This is a genomic window from Ornithinimicrobium tianjinense (genome assembly GCF_014636495.1).
Taxonomy (GTDB): Bacteria; Actinomycetota; Actinomycetes; order Actinomycetales; family Dermatophilaceae; genus Ornithinicoccus; species Ornithinicoccus tianjinensis.
In genome coordinates, this window is sequence record NZ_BMEM01000001.1 from 965922 (window position 1) to 991101 (window position 25180).

A 25180-nucleotide genomic window follows, 5' to 3' on the forward strand; every position below is an offset into this window, starting at 1 on the left:
GGAGGCGTTTTCGGCAGACCGAGCGAAGGAGCGAGATGGCAACGGGTACGACGGGGAGAGAGGCGGGGACGTCCCTCGAACCCGCTGGGCGGGCGGCGCTCGTCGGGAAGGGCTGGGTCCAGGGCGTCGCCCTGGTGATGCTCTTCGGGTTCTTCGTCATGGGCATCCTGGCCTACCGGACCTACACGGCGTCGATGCCGGAGCCGGAGCAGGTCGTCGCCACCGACGGCACCGTGGTCTTCACCGGTGAGGACATCTCGGCCGGCCAGGAGATCTTCACCGCTCGCGGCCTGCAGCAGTACGGCTCGATCATGGGCCACGGCGGCTATCTCGGACCGGACTTCACCGCCGAGTACCTCCGGCTGGCTACCGAGAACGTCAAGGAGCAGCTCGCCGCCGGCGGTGCCACCGACGTCAGCGCCGAGGTGTCGGAGATGTTCCGCACCAACACCTACGACGAGTCCACCGGGACGGTGACCTACACCCCGGAGCAGGTCGCGGCGTTCGAGGACATCCAGGCGCACTACGCGGCCTACTTCGGCGAGGCCTCCACCAAGTACGGCCTGCCGCCGAGCTTCATCACCGACCCCGAGCAGATCCACGACCTCACCGCGTTCTTCAGCTGGACCGCCTGGGCCTCGGCCGCCGAGCGCCCGGGCCACGACTACAGCTACACCAACAACTGGCCGCCGGAGCCGCGGGTCGACAACACCCCGACGGCCGACCTCGTGGTCTGGTCCGCCCTCTCCCTCGTCGTGCTCATCGGCGGGACCGGCATCCTCTTCGCGATCTACGGCCGCTGGAGCCGCAAGATCGGCTGGCACTCCGAGGAGGCACCGGCCATCAGCTTCAAGCAGCCCGGTGAGGTCAGCCTGACCCCGGGTCAGCGGGCCACCGCCTGGTTCTTCTTCGTGGTTGCCATGCTCTTCCTCGTCCAGGCCGTCCTGGGTGGTCTCGTCGAGCACTACCGCGCGGACCTGTCGACCTTCTTCGGCGTCGACATCGCGCGCTGGCTGCCCTTCAACCTGGCGCGCACCTGGCACCTGCAGCTCTCGCTCTTCTGGACCGCGGCGAGCTTCCTGGCGGCCGGCATCTTCCTCACGCCGTTCATCGCCCGCCGCGAGCCCAAGGGCCAGGCGACCCTGTCCTACGTCCTGCTCGGCGCGGTCGCCTTCGTCGTCTTCGGCTCGCTGATCGCCGAGTTCTTCTCGATCCACGGCTTCGAGTGGGCGCAGGACAGCTTCTTCCTCTCCCAGCAGTGGGAGTACCTCGACCTGCCGCGCTTCTTCCAGGTCCTGCTGACGATCGGCATGTTCATCTGGATCGCGATCATCTTCCGCGGGATCCGGGCCAAGCTCAAGGGCGAGGCGCTGACCAACATGCCGTGGCTGTTCTTCTTCGCCGGCCTGGCGATCCCCGCCTTCTACGCGGTCGGTCTCCTCGCGGGCGTCGAGACCCACCTCACGGTCGCCGAGTTCTGGCGCTTCTGGGTCGTCCACCTGTGGGTGGAGGACTTCCTGGAGCTCTTCACCACCGTCATGGTCGCCTACGTCTTCGTGCTCCTGGGTGTGGTCCGCGAGAAGATCGCCATCGGCATCATCTTCCTGGACGTGATCCTCTACTCCATGGGTGGCGTCCTCGGCACGATGCACCACCTCTACTTCTCCGGCACGCCGGTGGAGCACATGGCGCTGGGCGCGGCCTTCTCGGCCGCCGAGGTGATCCCGCTGACCTTCCTCACCGTCGAGGCCTGGGCGTTCATGCAGCTGGGTGCCCGCCAGGAGGGCCGCAACGACGGGCCGTTCCCGCACCGCTGGGCCGTGATGTTCCTCGTCGCGGTCGGTTTCTGGAACTTCCTCGGCGCGGGCGTCTTCGGCTTCCTCATCAACCTGCCGATCGTCTCCTACTACCAGATCGGCACCGCGCTCACGGCCAACCACGGTCACGCGGCGATGATGGGCGTCTACGGCATGCTCGGCGTCGGCCTGGCGATGTTCGCCCTGCGCTACCTCATCCCGGCGCCGAAGTGGCCGGAAAGGCTGGCCAAGATCTCCTTCTGGAGCCTCAACATCGGCCTGGCCTGGATGGTCTTCGCGACGCTGCTGCCGCTGGGCATCCTGCAGCTCTACCACTCGGTCGGCGAGGGCTACTACGAGGCGCGGTCCCTGGGCTACCTCACCACGCCCGGCAACGCGCTGCTGGAGTGGGGCCGGATGCCCGGCGACATCATCTTCATCGTCGGCGGCTGCGTGCCCTTCCTGTGGATCGCCTGGCTCGGCCTGCGGCACTTCCGTCACGGCACCACCTCCTACGAGGTGCCCGAGAACCCGCTCTACGAGGAGGTCGAGCACACCGCGACCACCCGCTGGGGCGGCGGAGGGTCGACGCAGCGATGACCGTCCCCGGGATCGAGGTCTGGCTGATGGCCGGCTACGGGCTCGCCCTGCTGGCCGTCGCCTACCTCCTCGACCACCTCGGGCGCCGCTCGGCCCAGCGCTCGGCCTCGTGGCGGACGGGCAACTTCGTCTACCACGAGGACCGGGACGCCTGGAAGTGCCACGAGGACCAGTGGCTGTGGCCGGCCGCCTTTGACCCCGAGAAGCGCGTCGTGCGCTACCAGGGGCAGCACGCCATCTGCGGTCGCTGCCCCGTGAAGGACGAGTGCTCGCCCACCCCGGGCCCGCGCGAGCTCACCAAGCCGGTGGACCCGTGGCCGCACTCGGAGACCGGACGCTTCCACCGCGGCATCGCGATCGCGGTGGTGGCGGCCGGCCTGCTCCTCACGGCCGGCTCGCTCATCGCCCACCACGACAGCGGTGACGTCCTCGTGCTCGGCGTGACGATCCTCGTGCAGGTGGCAGCACTGACCCACCTCTACCTCGGCCTGGCCAGGCGTCCCGACAACGCCCCGGAGCACATCCGCCACGAGGTGGGCGGGGTGCGCCGGGTCGGTCCGGCCGAGGAGCCGGAGGACGGTATGCCGTCACCCGGCTCGCCCGCGGTGCGCTACGCCTCCGAGCGACGCTCGGCCCTCGCCCCGGGCGAGCTGGACGACCTCGTCGAGCGCCACCGCACGCGTGGCACCCTGATCGCCGGCGCGCGGCTGCCCGTGCGCCAGCGCTCCGGCGAGCGCGCCTGAGGCGCGCGGACCGGCATACCCGAACCTGAGAAGGAGACCCATGCAGCCCTGGCACGTCGTGCTGATCGCCGTCCTCGTCCTGGTCGTCCTGCTGCTCGTCTACAGCGTGAAGATCATCCCGGAGTACGAGCGAGGGGTCATCTTCCGGCTGGGGCGCCTGCGGCCGTTGGCGGGACCCGGGCTGAAGCTGCTCGTGCCGTTCGTGGACCGCATCGACCGGGTGGACCAGCGCGTCATCACGCTGACCATCCCGCCGCAGGAGGTCATCACCAAGGACAACGTGCCGGCGCGGGTCAACGCGGTGGTGCTCTTCAACGTCGACGACCCGGTCAAGGCGGTGATGACGGTGGAGAACTACGCCGTCGCGACCTCCCAGATCGCCCAGACCACGCTGCGCAGCGTGCTCGGCCGCGTCGACCTGGACACCCTGCTCGCGCACCGCGACGACCTCAACCTCGACCTGCGCCAGATCATCGAGGCGCAGACCCGGCCGTGGGGCGTCGACGTGCAGGTCGTGGAGATCAAGGACGTCGAGATCCCCGAGGCGATGCAGCGGGCGATGGCTCGCGAGGCCGAGGCCGAGCGCGAGCGCCGGGCGAAGGTCATCAACGCCCGCGGTGAGCTGCAGGCCTCGACCGAGCTGAAGGAAGCGGCCGACATGCTCTCCCAGAGCCCCGCGTCGCTCCAGCTGCGCTACCTGCAGACGCTGCTCGAGCTCGGTGCCGACCAGAACTCCACGGTGGTCTTCCCGCTGCCGATGGACATCGTCGGGCCGCTGCTCAACAAGTTCGCACCCCCGGCGTGACGCGGCGCCCGCCCCGGCCTGCCTGGTGGGGGCTCGGCGCCGCCGTGCTGGTCGGCGTGGCTCTCGCGGGCCTGGGCGGGTGGCTCACCTTCCACCGGCTGGGCGTCTCGGGGGCGGCGAGCGACGAGATCGTCTACGTCACCTCGGCGCAGGCCTACCTGCGGGGTGACTTCAGCGCCAACGCCGAGCATCCGCCGCTGGGCAAGTGGATCATCGCGCTGGGCCTGCGCCCCGGACTGGAGGGGCAGGAGCTGCTCGGTGCGGCGCGGCTGCCCGTCGCGGTGCTCGGCTGGCTCACCGGTCTGGTCCTGACGGCGACGGCGTGGCTGCTGACCCGCCGTGTGGTGCCGGCGCTCGCGGCGGGCGGCCTGTGGTGGCTGCTCCCTGGTGCCGCCGGGTCGCCGCACGACCTCGTGCGCGTGGCGATGCTCGACGGTCCGATGATGTTCTTCGTCGCGGTGTCCCTGCTCATGAGCGTGCTGGCCTGGCGGACGCGGCAGCTGAGATGGTGGCCGCTCGCTGCGGCCGCCGCGGGGCTGGCTGCCGCGACCAAGCTGCCTGGCGGGGTGGCCCTGCTCGGGCTGGCGCCCGTGGTGCTGCTGGCCCTGGTCCGGCCCGCCCCCGGTGCTGCGAGGTCGAAGGTCGTGCTGACGGTCCTGGGGTGCGGTCTGGTCATGGGCCTGACGTTCCTGGCGACCTACCTGCCGGCGGGCAGCGGGGCGGTCGCCTGGGCCCGCGAGACCTTCGCCTTCCAGCTCGACCACGCCGCGGACGGTCATCCCGTGGAGATCGCCGGACGGGTGGTGACCGACTCGCCCTGGTGGGCGGCGTGGTGGTGGCAGGCGCGCTACCTGAGGTGGCCCGGAGTGGTCGTCCTGTGGGGCCTGGCCGTCGTCGGGCTGCTGCGCTGGGGGCACCGGGGGGCGTGGGTCCTCGGGGCACCTCTGCTGGCCGGGTCGCTCGCGCTCGCCGTCAGCCCGCTCCAGCTCCCGCACTACCACCTGGTCCTGACGCCGATGCTCGTCGTGGCCGCCGGCGCCGCGCTGGCCGCTCCCGGCCCGAGGGCTGACCGACAGCGACCCCGGGGAGCCTCCGTGGTGGTCTCGGCCGTCGCCTCGCTGGCGCTGCTCGTGCTCGTCCCGATCGTCGTCCAGCACGGCGCAGCCGTCGCACGGACCACGGGCAGCCCCTTCGCGGCGGCGGAGGAGGAGCTGCGGGAGCGCGGGCTGGAGGACGTCACGCTCACCGTGTGGGCCGACCCCTTCGCGGCGAAGTGGTACCTCCCTGACCATCCCCGCACCGCGCGGTCACCCGCACCCGACGGCGTCGCCATCGTCAACGAGTCCTACGCGCGCCGCCGCGGCTTCCCGCTGGAGGAGTGGTGCGCCGCGGAGTGCGGCCGCCGCGAGCGGGTGGACCTGGGCGGCCTCGCGCTCTACCTGCCGGTGCACGGCATACCCTGACCCCATGGCCAGGGTCACCCAGCGGCGCCGCGTCACCCGGCTCACCGCGGACGGCGAGGTGCGCGAGCGTGCCGACGTGCTGGCGGGGGAGGAGCCGCTCGAGGTCCGGGTCAACAGCGAGCCGTTGTCGGTGACGATGCGCACGCCGGGCAACGACTTCGACCTCGCCGTCGGGTTCCTGCACGGTGAGGGGATCGTGTCGGGCTGGGACGACGTGGCGCAGATCGACTACCGCTCGGGCATCGGCGCGGACGGTCAGCGCGACTACAACGTGGTCGACGTGACCCTGGCGGAGGGGGTGCGGCCCCCGGACCCGTCCCTGGAGCGGCACGTCTACACCTCCAGCTCGTGCGGCGTGTGCGGCACGTCCTCCATCGAGGCGGTGCAGCGGGAGAGCCGGCACGACCTCCGCTCGGACACCACCACCTTCTCGCTGACCCGGCTGTTGGCCCTCCCCGACCTGCTGCGCGAGGCGCAGGCCGTCTTCGACCGGACAGGCGGTGTGCACGCCGCAGGGCTGTTCGTGCCCGGCCGGAACGGGCTCGAGCTGACGTGCCTGCGGGAGGACGTGGGACGCCACAACGCCGTGGACAAGGTGCTCGGGTGGGCGCTGCGCGAACGTGGGGTCCCCCTGCGCGGCAGCGTGCTGCAGGTCTCCGGGCGGGCCTCCTTCGAGCTGGTGCAGAAGGCCGCCCTGGCGGGGATCCCGGTGCTGTCCGCGGTCTCGGCGCCGTCGTCGCTCGCGGTCGAGCTGGCGGACGACGTGGGGCTGACGCTCATCGGCTTCAACAGGGGGAGCAGCCTCAACGTCTACGCCCACCGCTCCCGGGTGAGCCTCGACGACGGGTCGCCGGACGCCGAACCTCTGCTGGGCTGACGGCCGCGGTCCCGCGCCGCTACCTCGTGCGTGAGAGCCTCGACATCGCCAGGGATCCGTCGCCGAAGGTCAGTCCAGCATCTCTACCTTCGCTCCGATGCGCGCGTAGGTCGAACCTGCCCTCGCGTCCCGGGACGCCAGCGGGAGCCCGGCGGTGAGAGCCTCCAGGCCGATGACCCCGTCGTAGCTCGCGCCACCGGCGACCGATGCCGTCGCCAGGGTCGAGGCCAGCTGGGACGTCGGGATCGGCTCCTGTGCGGTCAGGGTGAAGTTGGACTCGATCAGCGTGGCTGCGTCCGCGGGCAGAAGTCGGTTCGTGCCCGGGAGCCGCGTGAGGACTGCGTACGTCTCCAGCGTCGCACGGGGACCGAGCGAGAGCTCACGTCCCTGTGCCCACGCCTCCACGGACTCGTGCGCGGGGTGGGTCGTCATGAGCAGGGGGACCGCCAGGCTGGTGTCGACCGCGTGCACCGATCACCTGCGTCCGGCGTCGATGAGAGCCATGAGTGTCTCGTCGTCGATCTCGACGTCCCCGCCGGCCACGAGTCTGCCGCTCGCGGAGCGGCTGAGACGTGCTGTCCGGCCGCCGCGCACGATCTGCAGGCCCTCCCCGTAGGTGCTGATGTCTACGTGGGTCCCGGGCGAGAGCCCGAGCGAGTCCCGGAGGGCCTTCGGGATGACGACCCGGCCCATCTTGTCGACGACAGCCTCCATGGGAGGACGATACCAGCGAGATCCCAGCACGGCGCTCTCACCGCCCGTCGGTCGGGCTCGCCAGCCGGGCGATGCCGTCGGCGTGGGCGACCACCCGGGAGCCGTCATCCATCTCAAGGCCGACGCCGGGCGGCAGGGGCCAGGTGGGCAGCGGACCGCCGAGGGTCAGGTCGAGCCCGTCGGGGAGCCGCCACAGCCCTTCGCCGACGACCTCTCGCCCGTGGTCGCCGGCCCGGTCCACCGTGGGACGGGCCTGGTCCGGGAACCAGACCCTGTCGGCCTCGGTCCGGTGACGGGCCGACCCGTCGCGCACGTCGACGACCTGGTCGAGGACGACGGCGTGCTCCTCGTCCAGGACGCCAGGCACGAAGGTGCCCTCGACGTCGCCCTTGGGCAGGTCCGCGCGCCACAGCGCCTCGCCGGTCCTCGGGTCCAGTCGCACGAGGTCGGCGTCGAGGTCGATCAGCGCGCTGCCCTCGTCCGTCCAGCGATGCACCCCTCCCTTGTAGCGGCAGGCCAGCAGGGGCCCGCTGCCCTCTGCCCAGAGCGTGGAGTTGCAGCCCAGGTCCATGCCGCGGGCGATCCAGCTGGGCCTGCCGGTGGCGGCGTCCAACGCGAAGACCGCCGACTCCGTCAGGTCGAGGTCGGCACCGTCGATGACGTCAGCCAGCCCGACCGTGCCGATGAGCAGGTCGTCCTCGTGGGCCACGAAGGACCAGCCGGTGTTGGTGGACGCGCGCGGGCCCACCAGATCCGCGGTCGACACCTCCCAGACCAGGGTGTCGTCGACGAGCCTCCCGATCCGAGCCCCGCCCGCACGGGCCAGGTCGAGAGGTCCGATGGGCTCGACGAAGTGACCGGCCGTCTGGTGCCCGGCCGGCACCCAGGGGACCGGCTCCCAGGAGGAGGTGACGACGGTGGGCCAGGTCAGGTTGCCGTCGTCGTCCAGCAGGACGGTGCACACGTCGGTCTCGCTGCCCGGGCACAGGTGGGGCTGCATCACGTGAACGCCCCAGGTGCTGCCTGTCCCCTTGGAGGTGCCGGTCCGCGGGTCACGGCTGATCACGTCGGCCGCGTCGTCCGGCAGGTCCGGTCGGACCGTCGGCTGCAGGTAGACCACCTCCCCGTCGATCACCTGCGGCTCGAGGGGCCGCACCACCGGGATCCCCGAGGTCGAGGCGGGCCGGGACCAGAGCTGCTCACCGGTCTCGGCGTCCAGGGCCGTCATCATCAGCCGGTCCGTGCTGCTGAGCGTGTAGAGCGCCAGGACCCCGTCCACCAGGACCGGGCCGCTGACCGGGCGTAGATCGGCGCTCCAGGCGAGGGAGGCGATGGGGGCCGGGGGCGTGGACAGGGGGACGGAGTCCTCGGCCCCTGCCCCGGTCCCGACGGCGACGGCGCTCGTCGACGTGCCGGCTCCCATGTCGGTCGTCGTCACGGCGCCGTCGCGGACGCCCGTGCAGGCGGTGACGAGGGTGAGAGAGATGGACAGTGCGGCGAAGGTGAGTCCCCGGGTCATGGAGCACAGGCAAGCACGCGGCCGCAGCGGACCGCAGGTGTTGTCCACAGGGTCCCCGCTCGACGCTGTGGACGAGGACGCGGGAAGGTGGGCGCGACGGCATACCCTGAACCTCATGCCCGCCACCCCCGAACTCGACGCGCTCCTCCACGCCGCCGTCACGGCGGTCGGGGGCACCGAGCGCCCCGGGCAGGTGACGATGGCGCACGCCGTGGAGCGGGCCGTGGAGCGCGAGGAACACCTGTTGGTGCAGGCCGGCACGGGGACGGGCAAGTCGCTCGCCTACCTCGTCCCGGCGATCGCGCACGCCGTGCGCACCGGCAAGCCGGCCGTGGTCGCGACCGCCACGCTGGCGCTGCAGGCGCAGATCGTCGACCGCGACCTGCCGCGCATCGCCGACGCGCTCGCGCCGCTGCTCGGGCGCCGGCCGACGTTCGCGCTGGTCAAGGGGCGGTCCAACTACCTGTGCGAGCACAAGCTCGTGGGCGGCTTCCCCGACGACGACGAGGACGCCCTCCTGTCGATGGGCTCGGTCGACCGGGAGCGCTCGCGGCTGGGCGACGAGGTCGTCCGGCTGCGCGAGTGGGCCGACCTCACGGAGTCCGGCGACCGCGACGAACTGGTGCCGGGCGTGAGCAACCGCGCCTGGCGCCAGGTCTCGGTCACCTCCCACGAGTGCCTCGGCAGCCGCTGCCCGGTGGTCGCGGACTGCTTCGTCGAGCGCTCCCGCGAGGCGGCCAAGGAGGTCGACGTCATCGTCACGAACCACTCGTTCATGGCGATCGACGCGTTCGAGGGGCGGTTCATGCTGCCCGAGCACGATCTGCTGGTCATCGACGAGGCCCACGAGCTCACCGACCGCATCACCAGCACGATCACCGACGAGCTGACGTCCGGGTCGGTGTCGGTCGCGGCGCGCAAGGCGGGCCGGGGCGAGGCCGCGGGGCGGCTCGGCGACACGGTGGACCTGCTGGCCGACGCCCTCGCCGACCTGCCCGAGGGCAAGCTCACGGCGCTGCCGGAGCGCCTGGTCACCACCCTGCAGCTGGTGCGTGACGCGGCGCGCGACGCGCTGTCCGAGCTCAAGCCCGAGAAGGGGGCGGAGGTCGACGGGGCCAGGCAGGTCGCGCTGGCCGCGGTCGACGAGGTCCACGACAACGCCGCGCGCGTGCTGGAGGAGCGGGACCTCGACGTCGTCTGGGTCACCCACGACCAGCGTCGGGGCGCGGTGCTGCGGGTGGCGCCGATGAGCGTGGCGATGCTCGTCCGGGACAAGATCTTCAGCGACCGGACCGTGGTGCTGACCTCGGCCACCCTCGAGCTGGGCGGCAGCTTCGACTCCGTGGCGGGCACCATCGGCCTGCGGGGCGCCGGGTCACCCGCCTGGGAGGGCCTGGACGTGGGCTCGCCCTTCGACTACCCCCAGCAGGCCATCGCCTACGTCGCGCAGCACCTGCCGCCCCCGGGTCGCGACGGGGCCTCCCCGCAGGTCTTCGACGAGATCGAGGCGCTCGTGCGCGCCGCGGGCGGCCGGACGCTCGGGCTGTTCAGCTCCCGTCGCGCGGCCGAGGCCGCCGCGGAGGAGATGCGCCGACGGCTGGCCGACGACGACATCCGGGTGCTGTGCCAGGGTGAGGACCAGATGCCCACGCTCGTGCGCGACTTCGCCTCCGACGCGCGCTCCTGCCTGTTCGGCACGATGTCCCTGTGGCAGGGCGTCGACGTGCCCGGGTCGGCCTGCCAGCTCGTCATCATCGACCGCATCCCCTTCCCGCGACCGGACGACCCGCTGTCGTCGGCGCGCACCGAGGCGATCTCGCGGATGGGCGGCAACGGTTTCATGGCCGTCTCCGCCACGCACGCAGCGCTGCGGCTGGCCCAGGGCGCGGGCCGGCTCGTGCGGCGCGGCGACGACCGGGGCGTCGTCGCCTTCCTCGACTCGCGGATGATCACCGCCCGGTATGCCGGTTTCCTCCAGCGCTCCCTGCCCCCGTTCTGGCCCACGACCGACCGCGCGCTCGTGCTCAAGGCGCTCGAGCGCCTCGACGCCACCGCGCCCGACGTGGTGCCGGTCGCCGCCCCCGGTGCGCGCGGGATCGGCGGAGCACCCCTCGAGGGAGCCGCCGCGACGGTCCCTGTCGCCCGCTCTCCGCGCACCGCCGTCACCGGCGGGCACGCGTGGACCGACGAGCAGGACGCCGAGCTGCGGGACGGTCTCGACGCCGGTGTCACGCTGACGGAGCTGGCCGAGCATCTCGACCTGGCGCCGGACCTGGTCACCGCCCGCATCAACCAGCTCGGACTGGAGGTCCCGGTATGACGCACGACGACGAGGGCGCGGGGCGGCCGCTCTGGCACCTCGCGGAGCTGGCCCACTGGGAGGCCGCCCTCAGGACCGGCACCTACGAACGGTCGACGCGCGGCGCGACGCTCGCGGAGGTGGGCTTCATCCACGCCTCCTACCCCGAGCAGCTGCCGGGCGTGGCCAAGCTCCTCTACTCACGTGAGGACCTGGCTCCGCTCGTGGTGCTCGAGGTCGACCCCGCGGCGCTCGCCGCCGCGGGGGTGGAGGTCCGCCTCGAGCCCGGCGACCCGGGCGACCCGACGTCGCCGCACTTCCCGCACCTCTACGGCCCGCTGCCCGTGGCCGCAGTCAGCCGCACCCGGCCGGCGGCGGTCGAGAAGGGCTGGCTCGACCTGGGGCCGTGGGAGGACCTGACGAGTCCCGGCGCGGGGTCGGCCCCGTGACCGCGCCACTGACGCTGGCCCTCATCACCGGCCCCGAGGAGATCGCCGCGGAGCGCGGCCTGGCCTCGGTGCTGACGGCGGTGCGTGCCGTGGAGCCGGAGGCGGAGCTGGTGCGACTGCACGCCGGCAGCTACCAGCCGGGTCAGCTGCTCGTGCACGCCAGCCCCAGCCTCTTCGGCGGCTGGACGGTCATCGCGGTGCACGAGGCGGACGAGGCCGACGACGCGCTGGTCGAGGATCTTCTCGCCTACCTCGCGGAGCCGGCGGACGGGGTGACTCTCGTGCTGCACCACCGGTCGGGCAACCGCGGCAAGAAGGTGCTGGACACGATGCGCAAGGGCGGCGCCCGCCTCATCGAGGCCAAGGCGCTGAAGTCGGAGAAGGACAAGACCGACTTCGTCAAGGGGGAGTTCCGCGAGGCCCGGCGGCGGATCACCGAGGAGGCCGTCGCGACGCTGGTCCTGGCCGTTGGCAAGGACGTGCGTGAGCTGGCCGGCGCCTGCGCCCAGCTGGCCCGGGACGTCGAGGGGACCATCGAGGTCGAGGACGTGCACACCTACTACGGCGAGCGCGTCGAGACGACCGGCTTCAAGGTGGCCGAGGCGGCGCTGGCCGGTGACGAGCGGGCCGCGATGGGGCTGCTCCGTCACGCCATGATCGGGGGGCTCGACCCGGTGCCGATCGTGGCCGTGCTGGCCATGCAGCTGCGCCAGGTCGGCAAGGTGGCGGCGGCCGGGCGCGGCAGCTCCGGCCAGCTCGCACGGGATCTCGGTATGGCGCCCTGGCAGGTGGACCAGGCCCGTCGCGTCGCGCAGGGGTGGGACGGTGCGCGGCTGGGCAGGGCCATCGAGGCGGTGGCCCGCGCCGACGTCGACGTCAAGGGCGGCCTGCGCACGGAGGCAGCTGTCCGCAGCCCGGAGCACGCGGTCGAGCGGGCCGTGCTCGAAGTCTGCCGGCTGCGGCACGCCTGACGCGCTGCCAGGCACGCCGCGGCCCCGCCGTCAGGACGGGGCCGCGTCGTCACGAGGCTGGGTGCGTCGTCACGAGGCTGGGTGCGTCGTGCTCACTCCGTGGGGATGTTGCTCTCGGTGAGGGTGCCCGACGGCCGCGAGGCCGGTGCGGCCGCGGAGGAGAACAACGTCTGCAGCTGGGCCTCGACGGACGGGTTCACCGCGACGGGGCCACCGACGATCGTGATCAGCGGGAAGGACACCTCGGCGATGAGCCGGTCGATCTGGGTCATCACCGCGGCGGGCACGCTGTCCGGACGGGTCAGCGCCACGCCGGCTCCGGTGCGGGCCGCGACCGGGACCGAGGTCAAGGAGTCCGGGAAGTCCGCCCCGGTCGCGACCATGACGCGACCCTCGGCCGGGAACTGCTCGAGCACCTGGGCCGCCGTCCCATAGCGGTCCGCACCGGCGTAGCGCGTGACCGGGACGCCGTCAGCGGCATCGGTCAGCACGGCGTCCGAGAGGACCATGGGGCCGCCGGCGGCATACAGGTGGTCGAAGTCCAGAGTGGCCAGCACGGCGGCGGAGGCGCTCGGGATGTCGTCCTGCCGGACCAGGACGAGCGGTGCCTGGTGCCGGGCGGCCAGCGCGCTGAGCACGAGGGCGTCCGCGAAGCCCTGGCCCGAGGCGACGTAGACCTCGGCGGTGCTGTCCTGCAGAACCTGGCCCGCGATCATGGCGGAGGTCTCGTAGCGGCTGGCGCCGCCCACCCGCTCGACGAGGGCACCCGGCAGTGTCGCCGCGACGTCGTCCAGGACCCCCTCACCGAGGGCAGCCTCCCCGCCGATGACGATGACGGACGAGGGCTGCAGCCGGGCCAGTTCTGCCGTAGTGGCCGCCGACAGGCCGGTGGGGTTGCTGAGCAGCAGCGGCGCGCCGAGCTGGGCGGCCCACGGCGCCGCGGCCAGAGCGTCCGGATAGGTGCGGGAGGTGGCGATGATGACGGTGTCGGCGCTGACGAACTTCTGCGCGGAGAGCATCGCGGCGGTCTCCAGACGGGTCTCGCCCCCGATCCGCTCGATGTCGAAGCTGCAGGGTCCGTCGACGTCCTCCGGGTAGAACGGGTCCTCGTAGGCCAGGGTGCCCACCGAGTTGCCTGCGCCGTCGATGTCGTCGATGACGATGCCGACGCCCGGCGCGCCGGTGCCGTAGAGCCCGACGAACGAGAGGAAGGAGTAGATGTCCCGCGAGGTGCCGACCTCCACCTCTCGGTCGCGGGAGTCCTTGAGCACACCGTCGTCCCACACCTCCACCCGGAAGCGGTCGAAGCCGCCCCCGTCGTCGACGGTGCCCGTCACCGAGGTGGTGACCGCATACTCGTTGCGGCTGCAGTCCTCGTTGACGAACTGCACGCCGGTGATCTCGTAGTCGTCGAGCGTGGCTGCCTGCGCCGCTCCTGAGGACGCCAGCAACGTCCCGCCTGCCAGTGCGGTCGCGACGGCGCCGCGCCCGCTCATGCCCCGAGTGAACATCTGTCTGCCTTCCGGTGAGATCCTGCCTGAGTGCCGCGAGTGCGGCACCGTGTCAGAGGGCCGGGGCGCGAGGGAGATACCGCCATCGAGTTGGGCGGGGGCGTGGGGCGCTGCTAATGTTGTCCCTTGCGTGCGCGCCTGGTCGTGCGCGCACGTCGCACCAACCGCGCGCGGCTCAGCCGCCAGGGCCCCCCACGCCTCAATCCTGGACCGCGCGTCTGTCGCCCTCACGACAACCCGACCAACTCAACACGTAGGAAGACACTCCGTGGCAAACATCAAGTCCCAGATCAAGCGCGTCAAGACCAACGCCATCCGCACCGAGCGCAACCGGGCCTACAAGTCCGAGCTGCGCACCTTCATCCGCAAGTTCCGCGAGGCTGCGGCCAGCGGTGACGCGGCCAAGGCGGGCGACGCGCTGAAGCTGGCCTCCAAGAAGCTCGACAAGGCTGTCTCCAAGGGCGTCATCCACGCCAACCAGGCCGCCAACAAGAAGTCGGCGATGGCCAAGCGGTTCAACAGCCTCGGCGCCTGACCGCTCCACGTCGCTCACGAGGGCGCTCACCCGTCAGGGTGGGCGCCCTCGTGCGTTAAACTCGGGCTCACCATGACGATCGGCCGCGTGCTCCTCCTTACGCAGCCGCGCTGACGGACGCACACCCAGCGCGGCTGACCCCTCCTGCGAGAGGGGCTTTTTTGTGCACCGAAGCATCACCGACGAGCAGCAGACCAGCGAGCACGAGCAGACGAAGGACGAGAGGCACGATGAGCGAGCGCATCCCCCAGCACCGCTACACCGCCGAGCTGGCGGGCCAGATCGAGGCCGCGTGGCAGGACCGGTGGGAGTCCGAGGGGACCTTCCACTCCGCCAACCCGGCCGGACCGTGGGCCGAGCCGGACGACCCGCGCCTGACCAACGGCCACACGATGGTCATGGACATGTTCCCCTACCCCTCGGGGGCGGGCCTGCACGTCGGCCACCCGCTCGGCTTCATCGCCACCGACGTCTACGCGCGCTACCTGCGCACGACGGGCGCCAACGTGCTGCACACGATGGGCTTCGACGCCTTCGGCCTGCCGGCCGAGCAGTACGCCGTCCAGACCGGCCAGCACCCGCGGGTGACGACCGAGGCCAACATGGAGATCTACCGGCGCCAGCTGCGCCGGCTGGGCATGGGGCACGAGCGGCGCCGCAGCTTCGCCACGATCGACCCCGACTACTACCGCTGGACGCAGTGGATCTTCACCCAGATCTACAACTCCTGGTATGACGTGTCCGCGCCGGCCCGCCTGGGCGACGGCATCGGCCGGGCCCGTCCGATCAGCGAGCTGGTCGCGCAGTTCGAGTCGGGCGAGCGGGCCATCCCGGACGGCCGTGCCTGGGCCGGGCTGAGCCCCGCAGAGCGCGCCGCGGTGCTGGACGGCTACCGCCTGGCCTACGTCTCGGCGGCCCCGGTCAACTGGTGCCCGGGCCTGGGCACCGTGCTGTCCAACGAGGAGGTCACCGCCGACGGCCGGTCCGAGCGCGGCAACTTCCCGGTGTTCAAGCGCAACCTGAGCCAGTGGATGATGCGCATCACCGCCTACGCCGACCGGCTGGTGGACGACCTGGAGCGGCTGGACTGGCCGGAGAAGGTCAAGCTCATGCAGCGCAACTGGATCGGCCGCTCGCACGGCGCGACCGTGACCTTCGGCCCCGTCGAGCGGGTCGAGGGCGGCACCACCGGCATCGACGTCTTCACCACCCGACCCGACACGATCTTCGGCGCCACCTTCATGGTGGTCGCCCCGGAGCACCCGGTGCTGGACGAGATCGTCCCGTCGGCCTGGCCCGAGGGCACCGACCCGACCTGGACCCTGGGCGAGCCGGACCCGCGGACGGCAGTGGCGGCATACCGGACGGCAGCGAGCCGCAAGAGCGACGTCGAGCGGCAGGCCGACGCCAAGGACAAGACCGGAGTCTTCGCCGGCGCGTTCGCGACCAACCCGGTGACCGGCACGAAGATCCCGGTGTTCGTCGGCGACTACGTGCTGATGGGCTACGGGACCGGCGCGATCATGGCGGTCCCGGGCCAGGACGAGCGGGACTGGGACTTCGCGACGGCCTACCACCTGCCGATCATCCGCACGGTCCAGCCGACGCCTGACCACCCCGAGGACAAGGCGTTCACGGGCGAGGGCCCCGCGATCAACTCCTCGATCGAGGGGCTCAGCCTGGACGGCCTGGGCGTGGCCGAGGCCAAGGAGCGGATGATCGAGTGGCTCGAGGCGCGCGGCGCCGGCAGCCGCCGGATCACCTACCGCCTGCGCGACTGGCTGTTCAGCCGGCAGCGTTACTGGGGCGAGCCGTTCCCGATCGTGTGGGACGAGGACGGCGTGGCGCACACCGTGCCGGACGACATGCTGCCGGTCGAGCTGCCCGAGGTCCCGGACTACAGCCCGCGCACCTTCGACCCCGAGGACGCCGGCAGCTCGCCGGAGGCGCCGTTGGCCCGCGCGACGGAGTGGGTCGAGGTCGAGCTCGACCTGGGCGACGGTCGCGGCCTGCGCACCTACCGGCGCGAGACCAACACGATGCCCAACTGGGCGGGCTCCTGCTGGTACTACCTGCGCTACCTGGACCCGGCCAACGACGACGCGCTGGTCGACCCGGCCGTCGAGCGCTACTGGATCGGGCCGCGCCCGGCCCCCGTCGCGGACGCGCCCGCCGGCGCGACCGACCCGGGCGGTGTGGACCTGTATGTCGGCGGTGTCGAGCACGCGGTGCTGCACCTGCTCTACTCCCGCTTCTGGCACAAGGTGCTCTTCGATCTGGGCTACGTCTCCTCCGAGGAGCCGTTCCGCCGGCTGATCAACCAGGGCATGATCGAGGCCTACGTCTACCGCGACGACCGGGGCTTCCCGGTGCCCGCCGCCGAGGTGGAGGAGCACGCCGGGCCGGGCGGGACGACCTACACCTGGAACGGCCAGGCGGTCACCCAGGAGTACGGCAAGATGGGCAAGTCGCTCAAGAACGTCGTGACCCCGGACGAGATGTGCGAGCAGTACGGTGCCGACACCTTCCGGGTCTACGAGATGTCGATGGGCCCGCTGGAGCAGTACCGCCCGTGGGAGACCCGCGCCGTCGTCGGCTCGCAGCGCTTCCTGCAGCGGCTGTGGCGAAACGTCGTCGACGAGGAGACCGGTGAGGTCACGGTGGTCGACGTCGAGCTGGACGCCGAGACGGACAAGGCCCTGCACCGCACGGTCGACGGGGTCCGAGCCGACCTCGAGGCGCTGCGGACCAACACCGCGATCGCCAAGATGATCGAGCTGAACAACCACCTGACCAAGCTGGACGCCGTGCCGCGTGCGGCGGTCGAGCCGCTCGTGCAGATGGTCGCGCCGGTGGCCCCGCACCTGGCCGAGGAGCTGTGGCAGCGGCTCGGGCACACCGAGTCGCTGGCCTACGCGCCCTTCCCGGAGGCCGACCCGGCCAAGCTGGTCGAGGACGTCGTCACCTGCGTGGTCCAGGTCAAGGGCAAGGTGCGTGACCGCCTGGAGGTGCCGGCCGACGTCGACGAGGCGACCCTGGAGGGGCTGGCGCTGGCGAGCCCGCGGGTGCAGGCGAGCATCGACGGTGCCCCCGTGCGCAAGGTCATCGTGCGCGCGCCGAACCTCGTCAACATCGTCGTCTGACCCGCCGATGCCGGTCCACGTCGTCACCGACACCACCGCCTGCCTGAGCGTCGACGCGGCGCGTCGGGAGGGGGTGACGGTCGTCCCGCTACACGTCAGCGTCGGGGGCCGCGGGTCGGTGCCGGCGCGCGAGATCACGCCCTCGGAGGTCGCCGACCTGCTCCTCCAGGGGCGGGAGCGGCTCTCGACCTCCAGGCCGTCACCGGGAGAGTTCGCGGAGGCCTACCGCGAGGCGGCGCGGGCGGGGGCGAGCGGTGTGGTGTCCGTGCACCTGTCGAGCAGGGTGAGCGGCACGGTCGAGGCCGCCGAGCTCGCCCGCGACCAGCTCGCCGGGGAGCTCGCGGTCGAGGTGGTCGACTCCGGCGTGCTCGGGATGGCGCTGGGGTATGCGGTGCGCGCCGCCTCCTCGGTCGCTGCCGGCGGCGGGTCGGCCCGTGAGGTCGCGGACGCGGCCCTGCGGCGTGCTGCGGAGAGCCGGACCTGGTTCTGCGTGGACACCCTGGACCACCTGCGCCGCGGGGGACGGATCGGGCTGGCCCAGGCCCTCGTCGGCTCGGCGTTGGCCATCAAGCCGATCCTCACCGTGCGCGACGGCGAGGTCCACCCGCTCGAGCGGGTGCGGACCCGGGCCAAGGCGCACCAGCGGCTCGTGGACCTCGCGGTCGAGGCCGTCGAGGGCGCCCGGGCCGAAGGGCGGGAGGTCGAGGTGGCGGTGCAGCAGCTGGGTGCGCAGGAGGCTGCCGAGCGGATCTCGGGCGAGCTCCGCGAGCGGACCGGCCTCGTCCCCGAGCTGACCGAGCTGGACCCGGTGATCAGCGTGCACGTCGGCCCCGGCACCGTGGGGGTGACGGTCGCTCCGGTCTGAGCCCGGCGCTCTGGCTGACCCATTACGGAGGGTTACAGTGAGGCATGCTCGATGCTGCCGGCCTCAGGGTCATGAAAGCCATCGCTGACGAGGGGACCTTCACCGCGGCGGCGCAGTCGCTCGGGTACACCCAGCCGGCCGTCTCGCAGATGGTGCGTCGGCTCGAGGAGCGGACCGGCACGGTGCTCGTGGAGCGCTCCGGCCGGGTCGTCCGGCTGACCGAGGCGGGGGCGCTGCTCGCCCGTCATGCCGAGCAGATCCTCGGCGCGCTGGACCGCGCCGAGTCCGAGATCTCCGCCATCGCGGGGCTGCAGAGCGGCCGGGTGCGGCTGATGGCCTTCCCGTCGTCGTCGGCGACGCTCGTCCCGCGGGCGCTGGCCAAGCTGCGGCGCGAGCACCCCCACGTGACGGTCCAGTTCACCGAGGCCGAGCCGCCGGAGTCGATGGCGGCGCTGCGCGCAGGCAGCGTGGACCTGGCGGTCGCCTTCTCCTACGAGGGCACCGACGCGGGCCGCGGCGAGGACGACCTGGCCGGGCTCGAGGTGATCGACGTGCTGACCGACCCGGTGATGCTGGTGCTCCCGAAGGACCACCCGCTCGCGGGCGAGGACGAGGTGCTGCTCGCCGACCTCGCTGCGGACACCTGGATCGCGGGGTGCCCCCGGTGCCGCGGCCACCTGCTGACGCTGTCGCGCAACGCGGGGTTCGAGCCCGACGTCACGTTCGAGACGGAGGACTACGTCGCGGTGCTCGGCCTCGTCGCCGCAGGGCTCGGTGTCGCCCTCGTGCCCGAGCTCATCCTGCACACCGTGTCCCACCCCGATGTCGTCGTCCGGCCCGTGTCCCCGCCGTCGCGCCGGGTCGTCCAGGTGGTGACGACCACGGACCTGCGTCGCGTCCCCGCCGTGGCCGCCATCCTCGAGGCCCTCTGCGAGAGCGCCCGCGAGCTGGGCCGGCCCACCACGGCCATGACCGGGTCCTCGGGCGGCCACGACACGTCGAGCTGATCTCACCCAGGGCGTGCCCGCGGGCGTCACGGGTCCTTGTGCACGAGGAGCCGCCCCCTCTGTCCGGACACCGCCACGTCGCCGTCCGTGTCGGTGCGCAGCACGACCATGCCTGCGCTGCGCAGCAGCTCGAGCGTCCGCGGGGCGGGGTGGCCGAAGTCGTTGTCGGCACCGACGCCCATGAGGGCGACCTCCGCGCGCGTGCCGCGCACGAGAGCCTCGTCCTGCCGCGCGGAGCCGTGGTGCGCGACCTTGAGGACGTCGAAGTCGCGCCCGGCGAGCGCGGCCCGGAGCGGTCGGGCCCCCTCGGGCTCGATGTCCCCGCTGAGCAGGACGGCGATGCCAGCGACCCGCGCGTCCACGACCAGGCTGCCGTTGTTGGCGGCCGACTCCCCGACGACCGGGTGAGGCCCGGGGGAGAGCACCTCGAGCGTCAGCGCACCGGCGGTCACGACGTCGCCGGCCCTGAGCTCGCCCACGGGCACGCCGTCGGCCGCCAGGACGTCGAGCGTCCTCGCAGAGGTCTCCGCCGGCTCACGGACCGGACTGATGAAGGCCGCGTCCGCCCCCGCCACCGCGAGCGCGCCGGGCAGACCGACCACGTGGTCGGCGTGGAAGTGGCTGAGCACCACGGCGTCAAGATGTGACACGTCCGCAGCCCGCAGGCAGCGGCGGAGCGCGTCCGGCTCGGGCCCGGCGTCCACGAGGACGGCCGAGGAGGGGCCCGACCTCAGCAGGACCGCGTCGCCCTGACCCACGTCGCAGCCGATCACGACCCAGTCCGGCGGGGGCCAGGCGGAGAGCCGTGGCACCGGCCAGACGAGGGCCAGGGCCCCGAGCCCGGCGGCCCACCCCCACGACGGATGACGGCGCAGCTGGTGGCGCCACCACGGCCCCGTGACCAGGCAGATCACGGTCAGGACCGTGAGGAGCCAGGCGCCGGCCGCTCCGTCGACCCAGTCGACCGTGCCCCAGGGCACGGGCGCGAACGTGCGGGCCACCCGCCCCAGCAACCAGGCGGGGACCGCCGCGGCCCAGGCGACGGCGCGCGCCAGCGTCACCGACAGCGGCGCCAGCACCGCCGCCACGACGCCGAGCACCGTCGTGGGCGCCACCAGCGGGGCCGCGAGCAGGTTGGCCAGCACGGCGACGACGGTGATGCTTCCCTGCAGGAGCACGATCACCGGTGCGCAGGCCACCTGGGCGGCCAGCGGCACCGCCAGCGCGTCCCCCAGGAGGCGCCACCGCGCGGGCAGGCGCGCCGAGATCGCGTCGCCCCAGGGCCGTGACCACAGCACGAGGCCGAGCGTGGCCAGGGTGGACAGCGCGAAGCCGTAGGACCTCGCCAGCCACGGGTCCACGCACAGCAGGCCCACCACGGCCACCGCGAGCGCCGGCAGGCTCACGCGCCGACGGCCCGACGAGAGCGCGAGCAGCCCGACCGAGCCCATCACGGCCGCGCGGAGCACCGAGGGCTCGGGGCGGCAGAGCAGCACGAAACCCGCCAGCCCGACCAGCACCAGCGGCGTGCGCCATTGCCTGCCGACCCCGGCGCGGGCGACCAGCACCGCCAGCGCTCCGCAGACGAGGGCCACGTTGCTGCCCGAGACCGCGCTCAGGTGGGTCATGCCGGTGGCCCGCATCGCCTCGGTGAGGTCCTCGGGGGTCAACGAGGTGTCGCCGATCACCAGCCCGGGCACCAGACCGCGGGCGTCGGCCGGCAGCGGGTCGACGGCCTCGCGGAACCTGGACCGGACGTGCTCGATGCCGCGCAGCAGACCGCCGGTGGCGGTGACCTCCCGCGGGCCTCCGACGGGCGAGAGGACCGCGACGTGGCGTTCGCCGTCCTCGGCCGGACGCAGCCGACCGGTCAGGCTCAGGCGTTGCCGCCACCCGAGCTCCTCCCACCCCTCGCCCGCCGCGGTGAGCAGCAGGACCGGTGTCGAGACGTCGGCGCCCGACCCACGACCCTCGACCCGGAGGAGGCGCAGGTGCACGACCACCAGTGGCTCGCGTTCGTCGCCCCGGGTGACGACGCGCGGCTCGCCCGTGACCACGGCGCTCGCCGACACCACAGCTCCCTCGGCGGCCCAGCCAGCCACCGGGCCGGCGCGGTCGGTCGCCAGGTGGGTCGCGGTGGAGGTGGCCACCAGGCCGGTGGCCGCGAGCGTGAGGGCCACGACCCCACGCAGGTCCGTCCCCCCGGGCCGAGCCCGATGACGGGGCGGCGACCGGGGGGTCCGGCGCCAGAGGACCATCGCCGCCGCCGCCGAGAGACTGGCCACGCCGACCACCAGACACGTGGCTGACGATCGGGGGAGCAGCGCGACGAGCGCCGCCCACGCGGTCAGCGCGGGGACGAGCAGCCGGCCGTCCAGCTGACGGCCCCCGGTGCTCGCGGCCTGGGCTGTGCGCCCGCGCTCGCCGCCCTGCCCGATCCCCCAGCGCTCGCCGCCCTGCCCGATACCCTCGCGCTCCCCGCCCACCGTCCTGCGGCGCTCAGCCACTGACGGTCACGAGGGGTTCGAGCTGGGCGAGCGTGCGCTCACCGATGCCGCTCACCTCGAGCAGCTCGTCGACGGAGGTGAACCGGCCGTGCGCCTCGCGCCACGCCAGGATGTGCCCGGCGGTCACCGGGCCGATGCCGGGGAGCTCCTCCAGCGCAGCCTGGTCCGCGGCGTTGAGGTCGAGCAGGCCGGCCGGGGCACCAGCGGTGACGGTGCCGGGAGCGGACGAGGACGGCATACCTGGGCCCGGGACGACCGCCCCGGCCGGGGGTGCCTCGCCTGGCCGACCCACCCACACCTGCTCCCCGTCCACGAGCGGACGGGCCAGGTTGAGCGCACCCTGGTCCGCCTCCTGCGCGAACCCGCCGGCCGCCTCGACCGCGTCGATCACCCGTGAGCCCGCGGGCAGGTCGACGACCCCGGGAGAGGCGACCTGACCGGCCACGTGGACGAGCAGCCGCGCCGGCCTCGGCGCCGGAGCCTGGGCGGTCGAGCTCGTGGGATCGACCGCAGCCACCGGGGCCGACGGGCCACCCTCTTCGGGACGCGAATCCGCCTCGTCCGAGGCGTGCTCGACCCCAGGCGCACCGTCGCGGCCTGCGGAGACCGCGACCGGTTCGGGCGCCGCCCGGAGGGTCGCCCACCCCCACCTCCCGGTCAGCACCAGCACCACGACGAGCGCGACGACGAGCAGACCGCGCACCGCGGCCGGGCGCACGGTGAGGTCCACCGACCGCACCGACTCCGGCACGGACACCACCGGCACGCGACCTCGCCGGTGGCGGCCGTCGGGCACGGCCCAGCCCTCGTCCTCACCGATGCTGTCGTCGACGTGCGGGCCATCGACGTGCGGGCCATCGAGGTGCAGGTCGTCGAGGTGCAGGTCGTCGAGGTGCTCGCCGTGCTGGCCGTGATCCTGACGAAGGTGGCGCAGCAGGTCGGCGAGTCGGTCGGGCTCGGTCTCGGTGGCGGCGTCACGTGGCATGCCGCGAACGTAGGTCGGGCGGCCGGTCGCCACCAGCGTCCCCCGCGCCTCTGTGGACAACGAGCTCCGCCGCTCAGGGCGTGTGGACAAGGGGCCCTCACGGCGGGGCGAGCGGTGACCGGGCACCCTCCCGACCTGCGGTGTCACCCGAGCCGTCACCTGGCGTACGCCCGACCATCCGCGTGCCGTTCACCCTCACGTCACCAGGTCCCGCTTGCCTGGCAGTGTGCTCCACCACCACGGACCGGGACACCCTCCCGGGAGCTCCGCGGACCTGGTCCTCGCGCAGCTGGAGGCCGCCCGCGCCACGGCGCACCACGGCCCCTCCGCCCGGCGACCGCGCAGCGGGACGGCCCTGTGCCTGTCGGGCGGCGGCTTCCGTGCCGCGCTCTTCCACCTCGGAGCCGTCCGCCGGCTCGACGAGCTCGGCGTGCTCGGCCGGCTGCGCACGATCAGCGCCGTCTCGGGCGGCTCCATCGTCGCCAACCTGCTGGCGCACCCCGACCTCGAGTGGCCCGACCCGGCCGGCCCGCCGGCCAGGGTCGGCGGCCTGGAGGAGCTCGTCGCCGCCCCGCTGCGCACGCTGACCGCGCGCAACGTCCGCACCCCGGCGCTCCTGGCGCGCCTCCGTCCGGAGGCCTGGGGTCGGGCCGGGGTCACGACGACCGTGCTGGCCGACGAGCTCGAGCGTGCCGTGCCGTGGTGGGGGACCGACCTGCGCGAGCACCGGCGTGGTGGCCCGGTCATCCTCACCGGCGCCACCGAGACCGGGTATGGCGTGTCCTGGGTCTTCGCGGACGCCCGCTCGGTCGGTCCGCGGGGCCGGGTGGGGGACCACCGGCTGGGGTTCGCCGCCCCGCCCCCGGGCCTACGAATCGTCGACGCCGTCGCCGCCTCGTGCGCGCACCCGCCCTGGTTCGAGCCGTTCCAGCTGGACGGCCGCGAGCTCGGGCTCAGCGGCGGGGTGCCCGACCTCGACGAGCCGCCGGAGGTGCGCGACGCCATCCTGCGCCGGCTCGAACTGGCCGACGGCGGTGTCTACGACAACTACGGCCTGGAGCAGGTCTGGTCCGACCACGCGACAGTCCTGGTCAGCGACGGGGGAGCGGTCTTCCGCGGACGCGCCGCCGGCTCGCCGGTCGGCCGCCTCTGGCACCTGCTCTCGATCGCGGCCAACGGCGGGCAGACCACGCGGCTGCGCTGGCTGCGCGCGAGCTTCTCCGCCGGCATCCTGGACGGCGCGACCTGGTCCCTCGAGACCCCCAACACCGTCTCCCCGGTCCCCGGTCACGCGCCGGAGGCGGGCCTCGTGGACGGCTACCCGGCCGGGCTCGTCGCCGCCATCAACCGGGTGCGCACCGACCTCGACGCCTTCACCCCGGATGAGCAGATGGTCCTGGAGCGGCACGGGTATGTCGTCTCCGACGCCTCGGTCCGCCGCCACAGCCCCGCGACGGTCGCGCTCGACGCGCCACTCCAGCCACCCCACCCTCAGGTCGCCGACCTCGACCGGGCCCGCCTCGCGCTGGCCCGCTCGGCGCGGGTGACCGCGCTGGGGCGGCGCTGACACGGCATACCACCTCCCTCACAGCAGGCGCACAGCAGGCTCACACCCCGGCCACCGAGTGGCAGGATGAGATGCACCCATGAGAGCCTCCGCCGCGCCGACACCACCCCGTCTGACCCGCGCAGACGGGTCACCGGTGCGCGTCCTGGTCGTCGACGACGAGGCCCAGCTGGCCGAGCTGCTGTCGATGGCGCTGCGCTACGAGGGGTGGCAGGTCGAGACGGCGGGCAGCGGCGCCGACGCCGTCCGGGTCGCCCGCGAGCTGCGGCCCGACGCGGTGGTGCTCGACATCATGCTCCCGGACCTCGACGGCCTCGAGGTCCTGCGGCGCCTGCGGGCCGACGACCCGGAGATCCCCGTCCTCTTCCTCACCGCCCGTGATGCCGTCGAGGACCGCGTCGCCGGGCTCACCGCGGGTGGGGACGACTACGTGACCAAGCCGTTCAGCCTGGAGGAGGTCGTCGCGCGCTGCCGGGCGCTCATGCGGCGCACGGCCGTGGTGGCCAGCGGGACGTCCTCGGTGCTCGCCGTCGGCGACCTCACCCTCGACGAGGACGCCCACGAGGTGCGCCGCGGCGGGGAGGAGATCACGCTCACGGCGACCGAGTTCGAGCTGCTGCGCTACCTCATGCGCAACCCCCGACGCGTCCTGTCCAAGACACAGATCCTCGACCGCGTCTGGCACTACGACTTCGGCGGCCAGGCCAACGTGGTGGAGCTCTACGTCTCCTACCTGCGCAAGAAGATCGACGCCGGGCGCGAGCCGATGATCCACACGGTTCGCGGCGCGGGCTACGTGCTCAAGCCGCCGGCGGGCTGAGCCG

At 73.1% G+C, this 25180-nt stretch carries 20 protein-coding genes; 14 read left to right on the forward strand and 6 right to left on the reverse strand.

What is annotated here, in order from left to right; all coding sequences use genetic code 11:
- Window positions 1–35: 35 nt before the first annotated feature.
- Genes IEV65_RS04510 through fdhD form a run of 5 tightly spaced genes read left to right on the forward strand, consistent with a single transcriptional unit; the run spans window position 36 to window position 6284 of the window.
- A complete protein-coding gene (locus IEV65_RS04510; RefSeq protein ID WP_188428369.1) occupies window positions 36–2396 on the forward strand; it encodes a nitric-oxide reductase large subunit in 2361 nt (786 codons plus the stop codon).
- Window positions 2393–3139 (forward strand): hypothetical protein, encoded by a 747-nt coding sequence (locus IEV65_RS04515; RefSeq protein ID WP_188428370.1) that lies wholly within the window; start codon window positions 2393–2395, stop codon window positions 3137–3139. Before IEV65_RS04510 ends, IEV65_RS04515 begins: the two co-directional genes overlap by 4 nt.
- Window positions 3140–3179: 40 nt before the next feature.
- The gene (locus IEV65_RS04520) at window positions 3180–3944 is read left to right on the forward strand and encodes a slipin family protein (RefSeq protein WP_188428371.1); all 765 of its coding nucleotides are present in this window, start codon (window positions 3180–3182) and stop codon (window positions 3942–3944) included.
- Window positions 3941–5407, forward strand: a complete 1467-nt coding sequence (locus IEV65_RS04525) for a glycosyltransferase family 39 protein (RefSeq protein WP_188428372.1) — start codon at window positions 3941–3943, stop codon at window positions 5405–5407. The genes IEV65_RS04520 and IEV65_RS04525 overlap by 4 nt, the downstream gene beginning before the upstream one ends.
- Window positions 5408–5411: 4 nt before the next feature.
- Window positions 5412–6284 carry a formate dehydrogenase accessory sulfurtransferase FdhD gene (gene fdhD, locus IEV65_RS04530; RefSeq protein ID WP_188428373.1) on the forward strand — a complete coding sequence of 291 codons (873 nt, stop codon included), beginning with the start codon at window positions 5412–5414 and terminating at the stop codon, window positions 6282–6284.
- A gap of 69 nt (window positions 6285–6353) precedes the next feature.
- Here fdhD and IEV65_RS04535 read toward each other — a convergent pair whose 3' ends face one another.
- The 3 genes from IEV65_RS04535 to IEV65_RS04545 are packed head-to-tail and all read right to left on the reverse strand — an operon-like array spanning window position 6354 to window position 8517.
- Window positions 6354–6755 (reverse strand): PIN domain-containing protein, encoded by a 402-nt coding sequence (locus IEV65_RS04535; RefSeq protein WP_229734887.1) that lies wholly within the window; start codon window positions 6753–6755, stop codon window positions 6354–6356.
- A gap of 3 nt (window positions 6756–6758) precedes the next feature.
- The gene (locus IEV65_RS04540; RefSeq protein WP_188428374.1) at window positions 6759–6998 is read right to left on the reverse strand and encodes an AbrB/MazE/SpoVT family DNA-binding domain-containing protein; all 240 of its coding nucleotides are present in this window, start codon (window positions 6996–6998) and stop codon (window positions 6759–6761) included.
- Between the two features lie 37 nt (window positions 6999–7035).
- Entirely contained in the window at window positions 7036–8517 is a 1482-nt protein-coding gene (locus tag IEV65_RS04545) for an outer membrane protein assembly factor BamB family protein (RefSeq protein ID WP_188428375.1), read from the reverse strand.
- Between the two features lie 115 nt (window positions 8518–8632).
- Here IEV65_RS04545 and IEV65_RS04550 point away from each other — a divergent pair, with 115 nt between their 5' ends.
- The 3 genes from IEV65_RS04550 to holA are packed head-to-tail and all read left to right on the forward strand — an operon-like array spanning window position 8633 to window position 12236.
- Window positions 8633–10837 (forward strand): ATP-dependent DNA helicase, encoded by a 2205-nt coding sequence (locus IEV65_RS04550; RefSeq protein WP_188428376.1) that lies wholly within the window; start codon window positions 8633–8635, stop codon window positions 10835–10837.
- Window positions 10834–11265, forward strand: a complete 432-nt coding sequence (locus tag IEV65_RS04555) for a DUF952 domain-containing protein (protein WP_188428377.1) — start codon at window positions 10834–10836, stop codon at window positions 11263–11265. The genes IEV65_RS04550 and IEV65_RS04555 overlap by 4 nt, the downstream gene beginning before the upstream one ends.
- Window positions 11262–12236, forward strand: coding sequence for a DNA polymerase III subunit delta (gene holA / locus IEV65_RS04560; protein ID WP_188428378.1), 975 nt, complete (start codon window positions 11262–11264; stop codon window positions 12234–12236). The genes IEV65_RS04555 and holA overlap by 4 nt, the downstream gene beginning before the upstream one ends.
- A gap of 92 nt (window positions 12237–12328) precedes the next feature.
- On the opposite strand, the gene IEV65_RS04565 is transcribed toward holA, so the two are convergent.
- The gene (locus IEV65_RS04565) at window positions 12329–13732 is read right to left on the reverse strand and encodes a cell wall-binding repeat-containing protein (RefSeq protein ID WP_188428379.1); all 1404 of its coding nucleotides are present in this window, start codon (window positions 13730–13732) and stop codon (window positions 12329–12331) included.
- Between the two features lie 283 nt (window positions 13733–14015).
- Between IEV65_RS04565 and rpsT the strand changes: the two genes are divergently transcribed.
- The 4 genes from rpsT (at window position 14016) to IEV65_RS04585 (ending at window position 19297) form a co-directional block, all read left to right on the forward strand.
- The gene (rpsT, locus tag IEV65_RS04570; protein WP_188428380.1) at window positions 14016–14282 is read left to right on the forward strand and encodes a 30S ribosomal protein S20; all 267 of its coding nucleotides are present in this window, start codon (window positions 14016–14018) and stop codon (window positions 14280–14282) included.
- A gap of 230 nt (window positions 14283–14512) precedes the next feature.
- Complete coding sequence (gene leuS / locus IEV65_RS04575; protein ID WP_188428381.1) at window positions 14513–17425, forward strand: leucine--tRNA ligase; 2913 nt, start codon at window positions 14513–14515, stop codon at window positions 17423–17425.
- Between the two features lie 7 nt (window positions 17426–17432).
- On the forward strand, window positions 17433–18290 hold the full coding sequence (locus IEV65_RS04580; protein ID WP_188428382.1) for a DegV family protein: 858 nt from the start codon (window positions 17433–17435) through the stop codon (window positions 18288–18290).
- A 44-nt stretch (window positions 18291–18334) separates the two neighbouring features.
- On the forward strand, window positions 18335–19297 hold the full coding sequence (locus IEV65_RS04585) for a LysR family transcriptional regulator (RefSeq protein WP_188428383.1): 963 nt from the start codon (window positions 18335–18337) through the stop codon (window positions 19295–19297).
- Window positions 19298–19323: 26 nt separating this feature from the next.
- Here the strand turns inward: IEV65_RS04585 and IEV65_RS04590 are convergent, their stop codons facing one another.
- Both IEV65_RS04590 and IEV65_RS15580 read right to left on the reverse strand, forming a co-directional pair.
- Window positions 19324–21804, reverse strand: coding sequence for a ComEC/Rec2 family competence protein (locus IEV65_RS04590; protein WP_188428384.1), 2481 nt, complete (start codon window positions 21802–21804; stop codon window positions 19324–19326).
- Window positions 21797–22789 (reverse strand): helix-hairpin-helix domain-containing protein, encoded by a 993-nt coding sequence (locus IEV65_RS15580; RefSeq protein WP_229734890.1) that lies wholly within the window; start codon window positions 22787–22789, stop codon window positions 21797–21799. The genes IEV65_RS04590 and IEV65_RS15580 overlap by 8 nt, the downstream gene beginning before the upstream one ends.
- Window positions 22790–23015: 226 nt before the next feature.
- Here IEV65_RS15580 and IEV65_RS04600 point away from each other — a divergent pair, with 226 nt between their 5' ends.
- A complete protein-coding gene (locus IEV65_RS04600) occupies window positions 23016–24356 on the forward strand; it encodes a patatin-like phospholipase family protein (RefSeq protein WP_229734893.1) in 1341 nt (446 codons plus the stop codon).
- A gap of 79 nt (window positions 24357–24435) precedes the next feature.
- Complete coding sequence (locus tag IEV65_RS04605) at window positions 24436–25176, forward strand: response regulator transcription factor (protein WP_188428385.1); 741 nt, start codon at window positions 24436–24438, stop codon at window positions 25174–25176.
- Window positions 25177–25180 lie beyond the last annotated feature (4 nt).

Bases quoted from the DNA above. Each gene is read 5' to 3' on its own strand.
- IEV65_RS04510 (WP_188428369.1), top strand. From the start codon at position 36: ATGGCAACGGGTACGACGGGGAGAGAGGCGGGGACGTCCCTCGAACCC.
- IEV65_RS04515 (WP_188428370.1), top strand. From the start codon at position 2,393: ATGACCGTCCCCGGGATCGAGGTCTGGCTGATGGCCGGCTACGGGCTC.
- IEV65_RS04520 (WP_188428371.1), top strand. From the start codon at position 3,180: ATGCAGCCCTGGCACGTCGTGCTGATCGCCGTCCTCGTCCTGGTCGTC.
- fdhD (WP_188428373.1), top strand. From the start codon at position 5,412: ATGGCCAGGGTCACCCAGCGGCGCCGCGTCACCCGGCTCACCGCGGAC.
- IEV65_RS04540 (WP_188428374.1), bottom strand. From the start codon at position 6,998: ATGGAGGCTGTCGTCGACAAGATGGGCCGGGTCGTCATCCCGAAGGCC.
- IEV65_RS04545 (WP_188428375.1), bottom strand. From the start codon at position 8,517: ATGACCCGGGGACTCACCTTCGCCGCACTGTCCATCTCTCTCACCCTC.
- IEV65_RS04550 (WP_188428376.1), top strand. From the start codon at position 8,633: ATGCCCGCCACCCCCGAACTCGACGCGCTCCTCCACGCCGCCGTCACG.
- IEV65_RS04555 (WP_188428377.1), top strand. From the start codon at position 10,834: ATGACGCACGACGACGAGGGCGCGGGGCGGCCGCTCTGGCACCTCGCG.
- IEV65_RS04565 (WP_188428379.1), bottom strand. From the start codon at position 13,732: ATGAGCGGGCGCGGCGCCGTCGCGACCGCACTGGCAGGCGGGACGTTG.
- leuS (WP_188428381.1), top strand. From the start codon at position 14,513: ATGAGCGAGCGCATCCCCCAGCACCGCTACACCGCCGAGCTGGCGGGC.
- IEV65_RS04580 (WP_188428382.1), top strand. From the start codon at position 17,433: ATGCCGGTCCACGTCGTCACCGACACCACCGCCTGCCTGAGCGTCGAC.
- IEV65_RS04585 (WP_188428383.1), top strand. From the start codon at position 18,335: ATGCTCGATGCTGCCGGCCTCAGGGTCATGAAAGCCATCGCTGACGAG.
- IEV65_RS15580 (WP_229734890.1), bottom strand. From the start codon at position 22,789: ATGCCACGTGACGCCGCCACCGAGACCGAGCCCGACCGACTCGCCGAC.
- IEV65_RS04605 (WP_188428385.1), top strand. From the start codon at position 24,436: ATGAGAGCCTCCGCCGCGCCGACACCACCCCGTCTGACCCGCGCAGAC.